The sequence below is a fragment of the Acidianus infernus genome, from assembly GCF_009729545.1.
Lineage (GTDB): Archaea > Thermoproteota > Thermoprotei_A > Sulfolobales > Sulfolobaceae > Acidianus > Acidianus infernus.
Map to the genome: position 1 here is coordinate 669,470 of NZ_WFIY01000004.1, position 15,111 is coordinate 684,580.

Here is a 15,111-nt window from a genome sequence, read left to right on the forward strand (position 1 = left end):
AAGGAATAACGCACTCTAGATCGTTTAAAAAATTCCTTAATCTAGAGGATGCATCTCTGCTAGAAGTTATAAGTACATTAATACGGTGTGTAAGCAAGACCGGCCCATTTTGCTTTACATTTCTTACAGTACCAAATTCCACTGGCTAATCTAGATACTGTACCAACAGTTTTACATACTGGGCATTGATAATCTTGATATCTCTTTTCCATAACTTCCTTCCATCTTTTCCTTAGAGTAGATCCATATCTAGCACCAAATCTCCCTGCTATGCCTACAACCTTATACTTTGCCATTTTAATTCACCTATTGTATGTTTATTTGCTTTTTAAGTTCTTCGAACAATTTTTGGCTAACTGACCTAGCTAAAGTTTCTACATTATCTATCTCTGTTAAAGTAAATGTGCCTATGCCAGTTTTCTGTATACCAACAATTCTACCTTCTGGTGTATACGATAATGAAATCTTAGCGTCCATTATTCCTTCTTCATCTAAATCTGGATCGACTACTAAATGCTTGCCTATTTTAGCTACTGATACAGTGACTACTGGAAAATTCATTGGGAGTTTCTCTCCTTTCTCTTCTTTAATAATTTTTATTTCATCCCCTTCTTTTACAACTTTAGGTAATCTAGTATCATAAAGTGCAGATACTGCAGCTAACGTACATGCATCTAATATATTTCCTCCGTAATCTAAGACGTAAATATCGACCCACACTGTCCATATCTTTTTGCCGGGTTCTATTACTAGCTTAGATAAGTCTATTGACTTAGAGTCTCTAAGGCTTCTATCAACAACTCTAGATAATTCTATTGCATTTTCATCTGGAGGACCTGGCTCAAAGGTTTCATAAGCCAACGGTAACAACTCAACATTAACAACTAAATTACCCTGATTCGGAGTGTCCTCAAACGGTTCTTCTGGTTCAACCTTAACTCCTGCTAAAACTGTAGTGTCACCAAGTTTAACTAATGCAGAGCCATCAGCTTTTTTTGCGTAACCTAATGTTATGCTTAATGGCCTATACTCGTTGAATTTCCTACCATCCGCTCTAATTCCTCTATCTAAGCTTGCTAGTATACTTTCTCTCTTAATTAATGGTACTATGTTCTCGTTTGATGGAGTTATTGACATTCTACTCCTCCTTTAATTCTGCATACTTATTTTTAAGAGTCTCTTTCTCTAAATTATAAATAATATTTATTCCCTTCATTGCTAGCTCCATTCCTTGCCTAAATTCTTCTGGGGTCATGTTTCCATTAAGCTGTAAAAGATTTATTTGACCAATTGAAGGCATCATGGCTACTGGCATGTCTGCTTCTCCCCACATATCTTCTGGCTCATTTAAATCTAAAACTACTACGCCGTCTGCTTTGCCTACTGCAACAGCAGCTATTAAATCTCTTACTGGTATTCCTGCATCAACCACGGCTAAAGAAGCCGCCATTAGAGATGCCAATCTAGTTCCTGCATCTGCTTGTAATACTTCCATGAAAACATCTATAGAAGTTCTAGGAAACTGTTCTACAAGTATTTGTGCTTCTAAAGCCTCTCTTATTACTTTAGATAATTCAATTTCTCTCCTACTAGGTGCAGGATTCTTTCTTTCATCAGTAGAGAAAGGAGTCATATGATATCTTACCCTTAATACAGCTCTATTTGGCAATGCCAAATGCCTTGGATGCATTTCTCTAGGGCCATAAACGGCTGCCAAGATTTTAGTATTACCAACTTCAACTATAGCTGACCCATCTGCGTTCTTTAATACTCCTACTTCCATCTTCATTGGTCTTAATTCGTCTGGTCTTCTTCCATCTAATCTTAATCCATTATCTAAAATTAATTTAGGCTTTTGAATTTGTAACATTCAACTCACCTTTTTTCCTTTCTATTAGTTCCTTTATCCTATCAGTCAAACCTTTAATATGAGATTCCCTTTCTATAGTTTTTATAGACAAAAATAACACTTCTTCCATATCTTTAGATGGGCAATTAGCCCATATACGACCATTCTGAGCAACTATCATTTCGCACCCTGTTTCTGACGTTAATAATTCATACATACTCTTATTCTTACCTATTACTCTCGGGACTTTTACTGGCATTATATCTATTATTTTACCATTATTCAATCTTCCTAATCCTTTTCCTTTTACAGTTAATACTGGATTTATTGTTCTATCAAAACTTTCTACTCTAGCTATTACATAATCTCCAATATCAAGATATTTTCTTAAATCTTCACCTATATTGACTGGCCTTCCTAATAGAGAAAGTGCAGGCAAATATGCTGAATAGGGGGCTTTAATGTCAACTATCCATCCATATAATTCCACGTCTTCTATAAGTCCTATCACTGTATCTCCTACTCTTGGATAATAATGAGATCCTTCAAGCGGTATTATTTCAAAAGTAGAATCCTTAGGGTCTACTATACCTATAACTGTAGAATAATATTTATTGCCGAGTTTATAAATATAGGGAGACCAAGGTATTTGAAAATTGCCTTCTGCAATTAAATCACCAGGCACTACTATACTTCTAGATTTAAAGTAAATCTTGTTATTAGAATTTTGATTAGAATCCATATTAAACCACTTGTAAAACTTTTACTTCAACTTCACCTTTAGTTAATGAATTTAATTTATCAATTACTTCTTCTTGAGCTCCTGCTGGTATTTCTATTTCTGCAATTAACGTACCGTCGTTTAGCCAGTTAGTTTTCTTAACACTTCCAAGATTAGACAATTGAGACTTTACCTTAGAGCTATATTTTGCAGGCACTTTTATTTCTAATGTAGCCCTAGCAACTTTTATTGGTATTATTCTTGCAATTTCATGAATGATTTGCAATGCTTGTGATTCTATATCCTTGTTAAGATCTATTTGAACTTTAGCTTCTTCCATAGCAGCTTCTATTCTAGCAGGTGGTATAGGTAAATGAGTCTTAGGATCAATAGCGTTCCTGTGAATGAAGTCAATTAATTGCTTCTTTTTACTCTCTAACATTTCTTTTCTCTGCTCAGCGGTTATAGGCATTTCTCCTTTTAACAAAATTTCCCTAGCTACTGTTTCAAAATCAGTAGTTCCAAATACTTTTTTTAATGCAGAAGGAGATGCTTTTAATCCTTTTTTTACATCCTTATAAATAGTATCAGAGATCACTACATCAGAAATAGATATTGATTTTCCAGACCTAAAAGCCATTGCTTCTTTTGGCTTCGCTAATATTTCAAATCTTTCTCCATGCGATTCATATTTTATCACTACATAATCTTGTTTCGCCATTAATTTTTTTCACCCCAATTTCTGTAAGTATTGTATCTTCTCTTCTGTGGTTAATTTTCTAAATATTCCAGTATCGGCTGCGGCGTAGCCTATTTCTACATTACTTGGCCCTAACTTTTCTCCGGGCTTTAGTGTAGATTTAAGTGCATTTAAAGCTAATAATATTGTATCCTCTACATTTAAATCTTCTTTATAATTTTTCTCGAGATATTCAGTAGCAGTATATCCTCCTTGACCTATAGCGACAGCTTGATATGGCATAAACTGACCACTAGGCTCTGTCATAAATAGTTTTGTTACTCCGTTATCAACTCCACCTATTATTAATGCTACTCCAAAGGGTCTAACTCCTCCGTGTTGCGTATACATTTGCTTAACATCAGAAATTAATTTCGTTAAATAATCTACAGTTATAGGTTCATCATAAATAAGTCTATGTTGGAGTGCGGAGTTTCTTGCATAATCTATTAATACTCTGCCATCTGAGGCTAAGCCAGCAAAGCTGCAACCAACGTGATCATCTAATAAAAATACTTTTTCTATGCTATCTAAATCTAATAATTGTGAGGCTTTTTTCTTTTCTCCAAGTACTACTACAGCTGACTTTGTCTTAATACCTAACGTTGTCCAACCTTTTTTCACAGCTTCAAATGCATAATCTACTTGATATAGAGAACCGTCTGGAGAGAATATAGTTATTGCTCTATCGTATCCCATAGCGGCTGGTCCAAAAGCCAATTTTGATCACAGTTTTATAGACTTGAACCGGTTAATAAAAGTGTTACACATTATTCAGATCGTCGCTGGGCACATCATTTTACAGCCATCTAAGTCTTCATCATCTAATACCAATTAATCTTTTAGCCTTTTTTAAACTTCCTGTAGTTCTCTTAGGCACTATTAGTACTTTCTTGCCATCTACTGCCTTAACTAAAGGCAAAGATGCTATAACAGCTTTATATCCCGCTCTGTTAGTAGAAATTATTCCTTCATTAGAATCATTTAAATAAATAATAACTCTAGGATTAGAAATCTCTAACCACATACTTCCAAGAAGCTCTTTAACTGCAGATCTTATCGCTTCCTCTATATTTTTTTGGCTGATTTTTTGATCTTCGCTAATAATATAGAAAACTATATATCTCTTGGATTTAATATCTTTCTTATTTTTAATCTTTCTTATATATAAATTATTTCTATATAAAATTAAATAGGTTAAGATAGATAGCCATATAATTAACACAAAGTCAATAATAATTTGAACTAACATTGTTCAAAAACACCTGAGGTGATTTAAAAATCCAATAAGTTGCCATCTCATAGTCTGCACCATGCAATATAAGATAATTAACTTTTGATAAAGGATTCCAAATCTCATTAAAATCTTTTGCACATGATGAAAATAAAATATTTCTAATCCATTTATAGCCCCATATTATAAACTTATATATAATGTATGAGGAGGAATATGGCAAAATTACCTCTACAGTCTTGTCATAAAGCCTAACTAAGTTGAGCGTAGTCCTTCTCTTAAAAAGGTGAAAATTTGCATTATCCACAGTTATTGCATGTACTTTATTATATGATATACATATTCGCAAAATCTCTTCTGTTAACGGTTTACAAAATATTAACTTATTTCCAGTATAAAGCTTAATATTACTAAAAAGAGTATTCTTATCTTTAGTCACTATTGTAACCCTTGAAATTCTTGAATTAGAATCTTTACCTTCTATAAAAGCTTCATCATAACCAGCTTTTTTTAAAAAATATTTAATCTTGAAATTGAGTATGCATGGCTCTATTAGCAATTTTATTCAATTCCTCCTTAACTCTCTTTGGACCGCCAACAGAACTTATTATTATCTTTATAATATCGTCACCATCCCTAAGATAAAGCTTTCCTTCTGCTATGAACTTTTGCTTATCAATTCTTATGTGTATTTTACTTTTCTCAAGCCTAGAATCTATCGTAGAAACTAAATATAATAGATCTGCCTTATCTAATTTGGAAAATAAATAATCTACAATTTTTTCTGAGATTTTGCCTTGAAAATCATATTTTATTAGAGTAATTTTGTCTCCATAATGACCTTCAGTAGGATTCTCTGATATATTAGCATACTTTAAAAAATCTTGAAGAAAAGAATTCAAAGCATTTTTAATTTTTTCCACATCCTCAGTCTCATGACAAAATATTTGAAAAGAAACGCTAGTTACTTTCATCCCTTACCAGGTATTCTATCATAATTTTGTAGTCTATAATACTTATTGGCCTCATGTCTCTTCTTTGCTTCTCTTTCCTTCTGCTTCTTGACAAACTTATGTCTTACAGTATACTTTAATCCTCTACTCTTTAATAGTCCTCTAGCTTTCTTACCTGCGGCAGTTAATCCTCTAAACACTCTTCTTCTATTAGCAGGATCTTGTAGCCACTTTAAGTTTGGATCATTCTTTATAACTGGATGCGCAGGATCTACCAAAATAACCTCATAATACTTGTAAAGACCGTCATCTCCCACAAAGTAACTACCGAGAACTTCTAAGTTCGGATATCTTCTAGCAGCCTTTTCTTCAGCTATCCACCTATAGCCTTTTGATGGTGAAAACCCATATACGCCCATTCTTTTCTGTCTTCTACCTTTATTAGGTCTAGGTTTATTTAATCCTCCTTTCCTAACTCTTACTCTGACTACGACAAATCCTTGCTTAGCTTTATATCCAATAGCTCTCGCTCTATCTAGTCTAGTAGGTTTCTCTATTCTTACGACTGTGTTTTCTTCGTTTCTCCACTCTATCATTCTCTTCCTTAGTACACTCTTCTTCCATTCCTCATCTTGCCAAACTTTTGCTAAATAATGATACATGGATAATGCCATTATCTTCTCCTACTTCAAAATAGAATAACTAATTAAAAAGAGTGATGCCTATCTTATTAGGAGGAAAATGCATGATTACAGTAGGCCTTATTGGAAAGACAAATGTTGGTAAGAGTACTTTCTTTTCAGCAGCAACATTAGTAGATGTGGAAATAGCAAATAGGCCTTTTGTTACAATAGAACCTAATGTAGGAATGGCATACGTTAAAACATTGTGCGTTCATAATGAGTTCAAAGTTAAATGCAGCCCAAGAAATTCAATATGTATAGGAGATTATAGGTTTATTCCAATAAAATTGGTAGATGTAGCAGGACTAATACCTGGAGCGCATGAAGGAAGAGGATTGGGAAACAAGTTTTTAGACGATTTAAGGAAGGCAGACGTACTAATTCATGTAATAGATGCAAGTGGCTCTACTAATGAGGAAGGAGTTCCAGTAGAGCCAGGTAGTAGAGATCCAGAAGAAGATATAAAATTTGTAGAGGACGAGATAAATGAATGGTTTATCTCAATTATCAAGAAAGACTGGGAAAAATTCGCTAGGGTAACCGATCTAGGAAATAAGGATCCAATAGACGCATTACTTAGTAAGCTTTCAGGATTATCTATAAACAGAGAACAAATAATTCAAAGTCTAAAGGAGAGTAAATTGGAAAATGTAAAATTTATGCAGTGGAGTGAAGAAGACATAAGAAGATTCGGGATTACTTTAAGACAAATTTCGAAACCTATCGTAATAGCCGCAAATAAAGATGATATACCTATAGCTAGAAAAAATATAGATAGATTAAAAGAAAAATACAAGTTTCTTATTCCCACTAGTGCAGAGGCAGAATTAGCGTTAAGAAAAGCGGCTAAAAATGGACTAATAGATTATATCCCTGGAGAAAAAGAATTTAAAATAAAGACTAGCAATTTGCCTGAAAAACAACGTAAAGCATTGGATTATATAAAAACTAACGTACTAGACGTTTATGGAAATACTGGAGTTCAACAAGCTATAAATGAGGCTGTCTTTGGAGCTTTAAATATGATTACTGTATTCCCAGTTGAAGATGAGAGAAAGCTAACAGATAGAAACGGTAATGTATTACCAGATGCTATCCTAATTAAGAAAGGATCTACGCCTAAGGATCTGGCAGCAGTAATACATAGTGACCTAGCTAAAGGATTTTTATATGCAATAGACGCAAGAAAGAAAATTAGAGTCGGAGAAAATTACCAATTACAAGATAGAGACGTAATCAAGATAGTCTCAAGTTTGGCCCACGGCTAGCCTTTATAAAATTCCCCCTTTTTGACGTCTCTATTAACTACGGCACCGGGATATATTTTTGCATATGCTCCTATTTTAACTCCAGGTAAAATAGATACATTTATCCCAGTCCTAACATGGGCTCCTATAAAAGTTCCTAACTTCTTTCTTCCAGACGAAACTCTCTCACCCTTTATAAAAACCTTAACTTCTGCCTCATCAAATCTTAAATTAGCAACTAAAGTACCTGCACCAAAATTAACATCTTCAGAAATAACACTGTCACCTACATAACTTAAATGTGGAACTTTTGTATTTTCCATTATTACTGATGCTTTTACCTCTACTGATGCTCCTATCTTATTATTTCCACATAAAACTGTATAAGGTCTTAAATAACTATTAGGGCCAATTATTGAATTTTTCCCTATAAAAACTGGACCTTCTATATATGTACCATGAAGAACTCTTGCACCTTCTTCAATTATAACTTTACCTTTAATTTTTACTCCATCCTCAACCTCTCCTAGAATTCTAGGCTTTTCTATATCTAAAAGCGCCTTATTAGCATCTATTATATCCCAAGGTTTTCCAATATCCATCCACAATCCATCATATTTTATTATTTCTATTTTATTTTCGCTAGAAAACAAATTTATTGCATCTGTTAGCTCATATTCACCCCTAACAGATTTGGAAATTTTATCTATATATTCAAATATTTTACTACTTAACTTATAAATTCCACCATTTATCAAATTGGATGGAGGATTCTGGGGTTTTTCCAAGATATTCTTCAAATAACCATCTTCTGAGATATTTAGCACGCCAAAATCGCGTGGGTTATTTACCTTCACTCCAAGAATCGCGTTACGAGCTGCTGAAGAAACTTTCTCTATGGCATTTTCATCTACAAGAATATCCCCATATATTAAGAGGAATTCTTCGTCCTTAATTTCATCTCTTACGCTCAGTAAGGCAGAGGCTGTACCGTAATCTGTTTTTTGTTTAACTAGTTTTACATCTTTAAGCCTCGAGTAAAATTCCTTATATTCTTCGGGATAATCTGAAGGAATTACTACTAAAATTTCATTACCTATATTTCTCTCCTTAATAGAATTAATAGTTCTTTCAATTAATGTAGAACCTAAAAGTGGAACAAAAGGTTTAGGTCTAGTATGAGTAATTGGCTCTAATCTTTCTCCTTTACCCGCTGCTAGGATTACTACTTGCAACTGTGACCTCCTGAGAAGGAGCTTCAAGTAACTTTGATTTTTCTATCTCAACTTTTCTTAATGGTGCTATTTTCTTAGCCTCATTAAATATATCATTAGCTAGCTTTCCAAACACCATATCTTGAACAAATTCGTCAAAAGTGCGTCCTTCTGCGTCTTTCTTTATTAAATCTTCCATAATTTTTCTTATTGCAGTCCTTTGTTCTCTGTGTACTCTATAAGTAGTTAAAGCAAGACCTTTAACACGTAATAAATAACCGTCCTTAGTTCTTACATCAGTAATTTCATTAATTTTAGAGCTTTTTCTTCTAACTAAAGATCTAACATAATCCCTAGATAATTCATGTCCATAAAAGCTAGTTATTAGTTTATCGCCATCATGAGATACTACCTTGAAATAAAGATGTACATAAACCATGCTAAAATCTCCAGTTAAGTCATAAAGCGTAGTTTCTACTTTCCTACCTATAGTGTAAGATACATCAAATGCTGGCGTGGATCCTAATACAACTTCTCCAAATACTTTAGGAGCCAATATAGTATACCATTTTTTTAACTTCCATTTATCTCTAATTGCACTTGTGGATTTTGACGACATTTATAAAAACATTAATACTTGGGTATATAAGATCATTCTTTATCTTCATGCAAAATTCTTGTATAAAGTCTCCTAAGAAATTTTATTACCGTTCTTGCTTCTTCTTCATCATTTATCCCTTTAATTAAGGCTCTTTTCAATGCAATATACAGCACATAATCTTCTTCACTCCTTTTTATTAGATCATATAGAATTTTTGCGTATTTATCTAAGAGGTCTATAGATTCCTTAGTTATTTTGGGTTTGATCTCATGCTTTGCCTTCCATATCTCATATAAAGCAATCCCTACTGCATGTGATAAATTAAGGGTAGGATAATTAGGATTAGCTGGTATAAAAAGAAGGAAGTCTGCTTTACTTATTTCTTCTCTCGTTAACCCAACACTTTCTCTACCAAAAATTAACGCTATCTTTTCTGATTTCATTATACTTGGTAATTCCCAAGGAAATACCGCTTTCCTTAAAATGTCTCCTTTATTGTTAGCAATACTGGAAGTTGCTATCTTTATCTCTACATCTTTTAGTGCATCATCATAGTTATCTACTATCTTAGCGTTACGCAAAATACTCTCTCCTTTCGCAGAAAATTTTATTGCAGAATTAATATCACATTTTGGTCTTACGATAAATAATTCATCTACTTCAAAATTTTTACATAATCTAGCTACAAAACCTACATTGTACTCTCCTTCAGGCTCAACTAACACTACCCTCAGCATTAAGCTCTAATGCTATAAGCCTTTCAAAGCCAAAAGTTTTTTCTATTTTCCTATTAATTACCATTTTCCTTCTTCTAATAGCCTCTAATATTTTATCTTCGTTAGACAGAGAAGAATACAATATATATAGTCTTCTAGCAGATATTGTGTTAATAAAATTGACTAAAACCTCAGATCCAGATTTGCCTCCAGACCAGCTATATTTTATCCAATCATCGTACTCTTCAAAAGGCAAATATGGCGGATTAAATATACCAACGTCAAATGTTATATTTCTTAAACACGTTAACATGTCACAGTTAATAACGTCTATATCAAGGTTATTAAGCTTAGAACTACATAACGTAGCTAAAGACGCGAAAGGATTAATGTCTATGGAATATACTTTTCCACCCATTTTAGCTGAAATTATGCTAAATATGCCAGATCCAGAACCAATTTCTATAACTTTTTCTCCTTTCTTAACTTTAACAATTGAAAGCAGCAATTCGGTATCTTCTGCAGGCTCATAAACTTCGTCGTTTATACATAATTTAATCCCATTAAATTCAATAGTTCTATAACTTGACATGGTTTAAACTCCCTCACACGCTTTTCGCTATTAGATGTAAAGCCACAATATTCTCCTACGTTTTTTAATTTCTTATTCCTAAATCTGCTAACACATTTTAAATACTCGTCTACTTTTGCATTATATACCCTTTTCCTCATAAAAGTTACTATAATTGAATAAACCCTAGGGCTTGGAGTAAAAGCTGAAGGAGGAATAACTTCGTGAGTTTTAATATCAAAAATATAGTTAAGTAGAAAAGAAATATAAGTAGCGTAATTCAATATTTTATCCATAAAATCTTTTTGTAAGATTAAAACTAAACTGACTACTTGATCCAGTTTACTTACTTCCAAGAAAAAATCTTCAGTAATAGAATAAGGTAAGGAGGAGACTATCTGACCTCTCTTTATAGGTAAAAATCTCGCATCGGCGATAATAAGATTATAAGCTTTAAGATACCTAATGAATTTATCATCAATCTCTATGCATAAATCAGGATCAATGAGCCTGGAAATATTACCTTTACCACATCCAACTTCAACTACTGGCTTTATATCCTTTTTTACATAGGATGAAAATTTAGAAATAAAAAACTCATTAACCAAAAAATTTTGTGAAAGTTTCATTTTAACTTCTCCAAATATCCAACATAAATAATCTCTTGCTGCTGTGTAGCTTGAGGCTTTTTATGGTCTATAGGATAAGCAAATAAATAATACTTGTCCTTTCTCTCTATTTCGATAAGAATTCTCTCGGCTATTATATCAATAATATTCTTTATTCCGGTTCTATCTTCAATATCCTTAAATGATTCGAAAGGCTTCTTTTTTCTCTCTTCTAAAATTTCCCTTAAAGTTTTCTTACCAATCCCAGGCAAAAGTTCTAATGCATGGAGCTTAAGAGTTAAAGGCTCAGATTTATTAAAGAATTCTACAAACAACTTCTCTTTTTCTTCAATTATTTTTTTGATAACCCTATTTAAAGTATCTTTAGCTACTGAAGTTAAGTCATCATAGGAAATTATAAAATCTACCTTTATGCCGAAGGAAGGATTTTCTAAGTCCACTTTCTCTTCAATTTGCAATTCCTTAATTGTAGAAGCTTCCATTAACATGAAATAATCTGTACCAAGTAATTGAGCAAAAGGCCTATTTTTATGAATTTTATGCTTATCTAAAGGATTACCTTCTCTCAGATAATCTAAAACGTACGCGAACTTTTCCCTTCTCTCAACTCTTCTTTCTACTTTCCTCTCATACGGCCTTCTATTCTCAGCCATCATTCCACTATAATCAATTACGCTTAGCTTAATAAAAAATATCAACCTTTTTGAAGATACTTCTTAACAAGTTCTACAATTTTCTCTAGAATTTCTTGGCCATAATTCTTGCTATCAGATGCCAAAATACTTCTGACTTCATCTACTGTAGTTGGGCATATACTTGCTATAACAGCCCGTATTTCTTCTTTTTCCACTAATTGAGCTAGCTCTTCCATAAGTTTAGCAGCATCTTCGTCATTACATTTAGTTATTGAATTAAGATATTCATATGTTCTTTGTAAGATACTCGAGTTATTACCATTTCTGATTAGTTCATATACATACTTCTTAGCTACTGAATATGGAATATAATGCTCCTCCTCTATAATAACTGAGGACAATCTACCTCACTGCTTAAATAACCTAAGATGCTCTGGTCTCACAATTATCAATTTTTCCTTGTTACCCACACGTAATTTTAGCTCGTAAGCTCTACCTCTCTTACCTACAACCTCTGCAACTCTCCCTTGAAACCTTCTATGAGGCATCCCATTATGTATTGCAGAATTTATTTTAATAATTACCTTATCTCCAGGCTTATAATCATACATTAATGAACTTAAGGATGGAATTGCGCCTCTTTCTCTAGGAGATTTCTTCAAAAGATTTCTCGACCTGGTTCTGTTACCCTTAGAGTGAGATACCATAATCTTACCCAAAATAGCATAAACATACCTATAATTAAATTTTTGGTCAGTCTTATAAGCAAAGAGCCTCTAATACTTGAAAGACGTGCAAAGGGACAAAATTACATGGATAATAATATGTATTAATGTCTAATTTATAAAATAAATATTAAAAATTAAAGACGAAAGAAGATTAAATTAAACTTTAATTAGCTTCTTAGATACCTTCTATAAAGATTATGGAAAAACATTTAAGTTGTACATTCTAATTTCTACTTACGTGCGGGGGTGCCCGAGCATGGTCAAAGGGGGCGGACTTAAGATGCCACCCGCCAGATAAGATATCCGCTGGCGAAGGCCTGCGTGGGTCCGAATCCCACCCCCCGCATGTCTATTTCGTTTGATATGATATTAAGTATTTATATGACTCAATGCATTGTACGTATTGTACACTTTTAAATAAAATGAAGCCATAATTAAATAATAATTTGAGCAATAAACAGTACAATTTTTAATAATTATTAATATCATATAAGAAATTAATACTTTTATTTCTTTTTATTAGCTTTAATCAGCGCTGGCTGAGAGTCCCAATCATTTTTCATTGGTCGGGACTCTCATCATAATAAGTGCGGGGAGCGGGATTTGAACCCGCGAAGGCCTTCGCCAGTAGGGCCTGAGCCTACCCCCTTCGTCCTGGCTCGGGCATCCCCGCAATACGCCGGGGGCGGGATTTGAACCCGCGCGTCCTTTCGGACAGTAGGTCGCTCGCTTTTAGCTGGAAATGGTCTCGAGCCTACCCCCTTAGTCCGCTCGGGCACCCCGGCAAGTATAAAATTAGAAATTAAGGCTTAAAAATCAAGCTGGGACATATATTGGATTCTCTTCCGTCGATATTCTTTTTTCATTTGCAAGATATTGCCTTATATCTTTTGGCATACTAAATATCATTGAATGAGTTTCTCCATCATAAAATCTGAGTTCGCCTTCTATTCTGTCTTTAATTCTCTTGTTAACTTGCTCTTTAGTTAAAGATATTGGATTTACATAGTCTGAAGCGTAGACAAATCCCCATAACCCGTCAAACGCTGGAACATAAACTATTGATGCAGACACTAGCTTAAACACTTGCCTAAGCGTATTGAAAATTGTTGAGAAAACACATAAGGAGAATGATGGAGAAGTTGCTTGGGTTACCATTGCTCCTCCTTTGTTTAATCTTGATTTTATCTTTTCGTAAAATTCTTTTGTATATAGCTTATATGAGGTATTACCCTTTATGGGATCCGTCAAATCTAGAATTATTGCATCATAAGTTTCGGTGGTTTTCTCAATATAATCCTTTGCGTCCGATATTATAATCCTGCTTCTTTTATCATCAAAAGATCCTCTATGCCATTCGGTTAAGTATTGTTTAGCAAAATCTATAACTGCTTGATCTATATCTACCATTGTAGCTTTTTTGACGGTCTTATGCTTTAATACTTCCCTAAGTGTTGCTCCTTCTCCTCCACCTAGAATTAATACGTTTTCTGGATTTTCAACACTAAGCATTAGTGGATGAACTAAAGTTTCATGATATATATACTCATCGGCTACACTGGACTGAATCTTACCATCTATTATTAATACCTTACCAAACCTTGCAAGCTCTGCTACCATAACTCTTTGATATTGCGTCTTTAAATCAACAATTACTCTATTTATTAAATGGCCATGAAATTCACAAGGACTTTGCCATTCTAAATGCCAACTCCAGCCAAACTGGCTCATTTAAACTAACCTTATTCCATTAACCTTCTTATTCTGCCAACTATATCTCCTTATTCTCTTAGATCTACCAAATCCGCATGCTGCACAATAATGCTTCCTCGGATTGTATGCATTTCTTCCACATCTTCTGCACCTAATATGTGTAGCACCTTTATTCATTTTACCAAATGATGGTGTTCCTTTCATTTTCAATCACACTTATGCTTGTTGTATTGGGGATATAAGAATTACGTTATCTCCTCTAATTACTATAGTACCAATCTTCTTTCCGCTGCCATCACTTTGTATTTCCTCGGAATCTGATAATACCAAATTCATATGTTGATCATAGCTTTTTAATAGTCCTCTTACCTCTTTGTTTCCTTTTAATTTAACTAATACTAAGCTACCTAATGATTCTGCAAGCACCTTATGTGCGGTTTCTGCCAAAATATCACCTTAAATGATTTTGAAGCAAAAGGAGTTTAAAATCTATCTTTCACTAAGAAGGAAGTCCCGCCGCGGGGAATTGAACCCCGGACCACCCGGTAACTGCCCCCTATCTACAGCCGGGCGCTCTAAACCGGGCTGAGCTACGGCGGGTCTCCGATTTATGTTTTTACTTTAAGGATTAAAAAAGTTATTTTAATGAAAGCTTAATCGTTTTGCTTGTTATATGCATATAGGCTTTTCTCAGTCTATAAATAAGTATTTAGTACAATTTTTACCTTTGCCGTTGCATTTACGTATCATTCTACCAAAAGAGTAGAACGCAAAAGTGGGCCCGCTGGGATTTGAACCCAGGATTTCTGCCTCGTAAGGGCAGCGTCCTAACCAGGCTAGACTACGGGCCCATTTTTTATTTTGACTTAACGCTCTTT

General features: G+C 33.8%; 22 protein-coding genes and 5 tRNA genes. 2 read left to right on the top strand and 25 right to left on the bottom strand.

Features of this window, described 5'->3' with window-relative positions; all coding sequences use genetic code 11:
- Window positions 1-77 precede the first annotated feature (77 nt).
- From D1867_RS04080 to D1867_RS04125, 10 genes are all read right to left on the bottom strand, one after another.
- Window positions 78-296: a 50S ribosomal protein L37ae gene (locus D1867_RS04080; RefSeq protein WP_155862920.1), complete on the bottom strand. Its 219-nt coding sequence runs from the start codon at window positions 294-296 to the stop codon at window positions 78-80.
- 10 nt (window positions 297-306) lie between these two features.
- Window positions 307-1,137: an exosome complex protein Rrp42 gene (rrp42, locus tag D1867_RS04085; RefSeq protein ID WP_155862921.1), complete on the bottom strand. Its 831-nt coding sequence runs from the start codon at window positions 1,135-1,137 to the stop codon at window positions 307-309.
- Between the two features lies 1 nt (window position 1,138).
- Complete coding sequence (rrp41, locus tag D1867_RS04090; RefSeq protein WP_155862922.1) at window positions 1,139-1,870, bottom strand: exosome complex exonuclease Rrp41; 732 nt, start codon at window positions 1,868-1,870, stop codon at window positions 1,139-1,141.
- Window positions 1,848-2,591 carry an exosome complex RNA-binding protein Rrp4 gene (gene rrp4 / locus D1867_RS04095; RefSeq protein ID WP_155862923.1) on the bottom strand — a complete coding sequence of 248 codons (744 nt, stop codon included), beginning with the start codon at window positions 2,589-2,591 and terminating at the stop codon, window positions 1,848-1,850. The genes rrp41 and rrp4 overlap by 23 nt, the downstream gene beginning before the upstream one ends.
- Before the next feature lies 1 nt (window position 2,592).
- The gene (locus D1867_RS04100) at window positions 2,593-3,291 is read right to left on the bottom strand and encodes a ribosome assembly factor SBDS (protein WP_155862924.1); all 699 of its coding nucleotides are present in this window, start codon (window positions 3,289-3,291) and stop codon (window positions 2,593-2,595) included.
- Between the two features lie 9 nt (window positions 3,292-3,300).
- Window positions 3,301-4,029: an archaeal proteasome endopeptidase complex subunit alpha gene (gene psmA / locus D1867_RS04105; protein ID WP_155862925.1), complete on the bottom strand. Its 729-nt coding sequence runs from the start codon at window positions 4,027-4,029 to the stop codon at window positions 3,301-3,303.
- Between the two features lie 100 nt (window positions 4,030-4,129).
- Entirely contained in the window at window positions 4,130-4,561 is a 432-nt protein-coding gene (locus D1867_RS04110) for an Rpp14/Pop5 family protein (protein ID WP_155862926.1), read from the bottom strand.
- The gene (locus D1867_RS04115; protein ID WP_162309149.1) at window positions 4,539-5,102 is read right to left on the bottom strand and encodes a PHP domain-containing protein; all 564 of its coding nucleotides are present in this window, start codon (window positions 5,100-5,102) and stop codon (window positions 4,539-4,541) included. Before D1867_RS04115 ends, D1867_RS04110 begins: the two co-directional genes overlap by 23 nt.
- A complete protein-coding gene (locus D1867_RS04120) occupies window positions 5,065-5,517 on the bottom strand; it encodes an RNA-binding domain-containing protein (protein ID WP_155862928.1) in 453 nt (150 codons plus the stop codon). The genes D1867_RS04115 and D1867_RS04120 overlap by 38 nt, the downstream gene beginning before the upstream one ends.
- A complete protein-coding gene (locus D1867_RS04125; RefSeq protein WP_013775626.1) occupies window positions 5,514-6,170 on the bottom strand; it encodes a 50S ribosomal protein L15e in 657 nt (218 codons plus the stop codon). Before D1867_RS04125 ends, D1867_RS04120 begins: the two co-directional genes overlap by 4 nt.
- 71 nt (window positions 6,171-6,241) lie before the next feature.
- On the opposite strand from D1867_RS04125, the gene D1867_RS04130 reads away from it, so the two are divergent.
- Window positions 6,242-7,447, top strand: a complete 1,206-nt coding sequence (locus D1867_RS04130) for a redox-regulated ATPase YchF (protein ID WP_155862929.1) — start codon at window positions 6,242-6,244, stop codon at window positions 7,445-7,447.
- On the opposite strand, the gene spn is transcribed toward D1867_RS04130, so the two are convergent.
- The 8 genes from spn to D1867_RS04170 are packed head-to-tail and all read right to left on the bottom strand — an operon-like array spanning window position 7,444 to window position 12,499.
- A complete protein-coding gene (gene spn / locus D1867_RS04135; RefSeq protein WP_155862930.1) occupies window positions 7,444-8,661 on the bottom strand; it encodes a bifunctional sugar-1-phosphate nucleotidylyltransferase/acetyltransferase in 1,218 nt (405 codons plus the stop codon). The genes D1867_RS04130 and spn overlap by 4 nt on opposite strands.
- Window positions 8,633-9,259 (bottom strand): 30S ribosomal protein S3ae, encoded by a 627-nt coding sequence (locus D1867_RS04140; protein ID WP_155862931.1) that lies wholly within the window; start codon window positions 9,257-9,259, stop codon window positions 8,633-8,635. The genes spn and D1867_RS04140 overlap by 29 nt, the downstream gene beginning before the upstream one ends.
- Window positions 9,260-9,291: 32 nt before the next feature.
- Complete coding sequence (trmJ, locus tag D1867_RS04145; protein ID WP_155862932.1) at window positions 9,292-9,978, bottom strand: tRNA (cytidine-2'-O-)-methyltransferase TrmJ; 687 nt, start codon at window positions 9,976-9,978, stop codon at window positions 9,292-9,294.
- Window positions 9,956-10,549, bottom strand: a complete 594-nt coding sequence (locus D1867_RS04150; RefSeq protein ID WP_155862933.1) for a HemK2/MTQ2 family protein methyltransferase — start codon at window positions 10,547-10,549, stop codon at window positions 9,956-9,958. Before D1867_RS04150 ends, trmJ begins: the two co-directional genes overlap by 23 nt.
- Window positions 10,501-11,157 carry a 16S ribosomal RNA methyltransferase A gene (locus D1867_RS04155; RefSeq protein ID WP_155862934.1) on the bottom strand — a complete coding sequence of 219 codons (657 nt, stop codon included), beginning with the start codon at window positions 11,155-11,157 and terminating at the stop codon, window positions 10,501-10,503. The genes D1867_RS04150 and D1867_RS04155 overlap by 49 nt, the downstream gene beginning before the upstream one ends.
- A complete protein-coding gene (locus tag D1867_RS04160; RefSeq protein WP_155862935.1) occupies window positions 11,154-11,813 on the bottom strand; it encodes a DUF655 domain-containing protein in 660 nt (219 codons plus the stop codon). The genes D1867_RS04155 and D1867_RS04160 overlap by 4 nt, the downstream gene beginning before the upstream one ends.
- 38 nt (window positions 11,814-11,851) lie before the next feature.
- A complete protein-coding gene (locus tag D1867_RS04165) occupies window positions 11,852-12,193 on the bottom strand; it encodes a DNA-directed RNA polymerase subunit F (protein ID WP_155862936.1) in 342 nt (113 codons plus the stop codon).
- A 6-nt stretch (window positions 12,194-12,199) separates the two neighbouring features.
- The gene (locus D1867_RS04170) at window positions 12,200-12,499 is read right to left on the bottom strand and encodes a 50S ribosomal protein L21e (RefSeq protein ID WP_152940119.1); all 300 of its coding nucleotides are present in this window, start codon (window positions 12,497-12,499) and stop codon (window positions 12,200-12,202) included.
- A gap of 261 nt (window positions 12,500-12,760) precedes the next feature.
- On the opposite strand from D1867_RS04170, the gene D1867_RS04175 reads away from it, so the two are divergent.
- Window positions 12,761-12,866 (top strand) — tRNA-Leu (locus D1867_RS04175).
- Between the two features lie 242 nt (window positions 12,867-13,108).
- On the opposite strand, the gene D1867_RS04180 is transcribed toward D1867_RS04175, so the two are convergent.
- The 7 genes from D1867_RS04180 to D1867_RS04210 form a co-directional block, all read right to left on the bottom strand.
- Window positions 13,109-13,193, bottom strand: a tRNA-Leu gene (locus D1867_RS04180).
- A gap of 4 nt (window positions 13,194-13,197) precedes the next feature.
- Window positions 13,198-13,305 (bottom strand) — tRNA-Ser (locus D1867_RS04185).
- A gap of 31 nt (window positions 13,306-13,336) precedes the next feature.
- Window positions 13,337-14,251: a polyamine aminopropyltransferase gene (gene speE, locus D1867_RS04190; RefSeq protein ID WP_155862937.1), complete on the bottom strand. Its 915-nt coding sequence runs from the start codon at window positions 14,249-14,251 to the stop codon at window positions 13,337-13,339.
- Window positions 14,252-14,437, bottom strand: a complete 186-nt coding sequence (locus D1867_RS04195) for a 50S ribosomal protein L37e (RefSeq protein ID WP_155862938.1) — start codon at window positions 14,435-14,437, stop codon at window positions 14,252-14,254.
- 12 nt (window positions 14,438-14,449) lie between these two features.
- Window positions 14,450-14,680 (bottom strand): LSM domain-containing protein, encoded by a 231-nt coding sequence (locus tag D1867_RS04200; RefSeq protein WP_013775614.1) that lies wholly within the window; start codon window positions 14,678-14,680, stop codon window positions 14,450-14,452.
- 64 nt (window positions 14,681-14,744) lie between these two features.
- Window positions 14,745-14,833, bottom strand: a tRNA-Tyr gene (locus D1867_RS04205).
- A gap of 176 nt (window positions 14,834-15,009) precedes the next feature.
- Window positions 15,010-15,084, bottom strand: a tRNA-Val gene (locus D1867_RS04210).
- Window positions 15,085-15,111 lie beyond the last annotated feature (27 nt).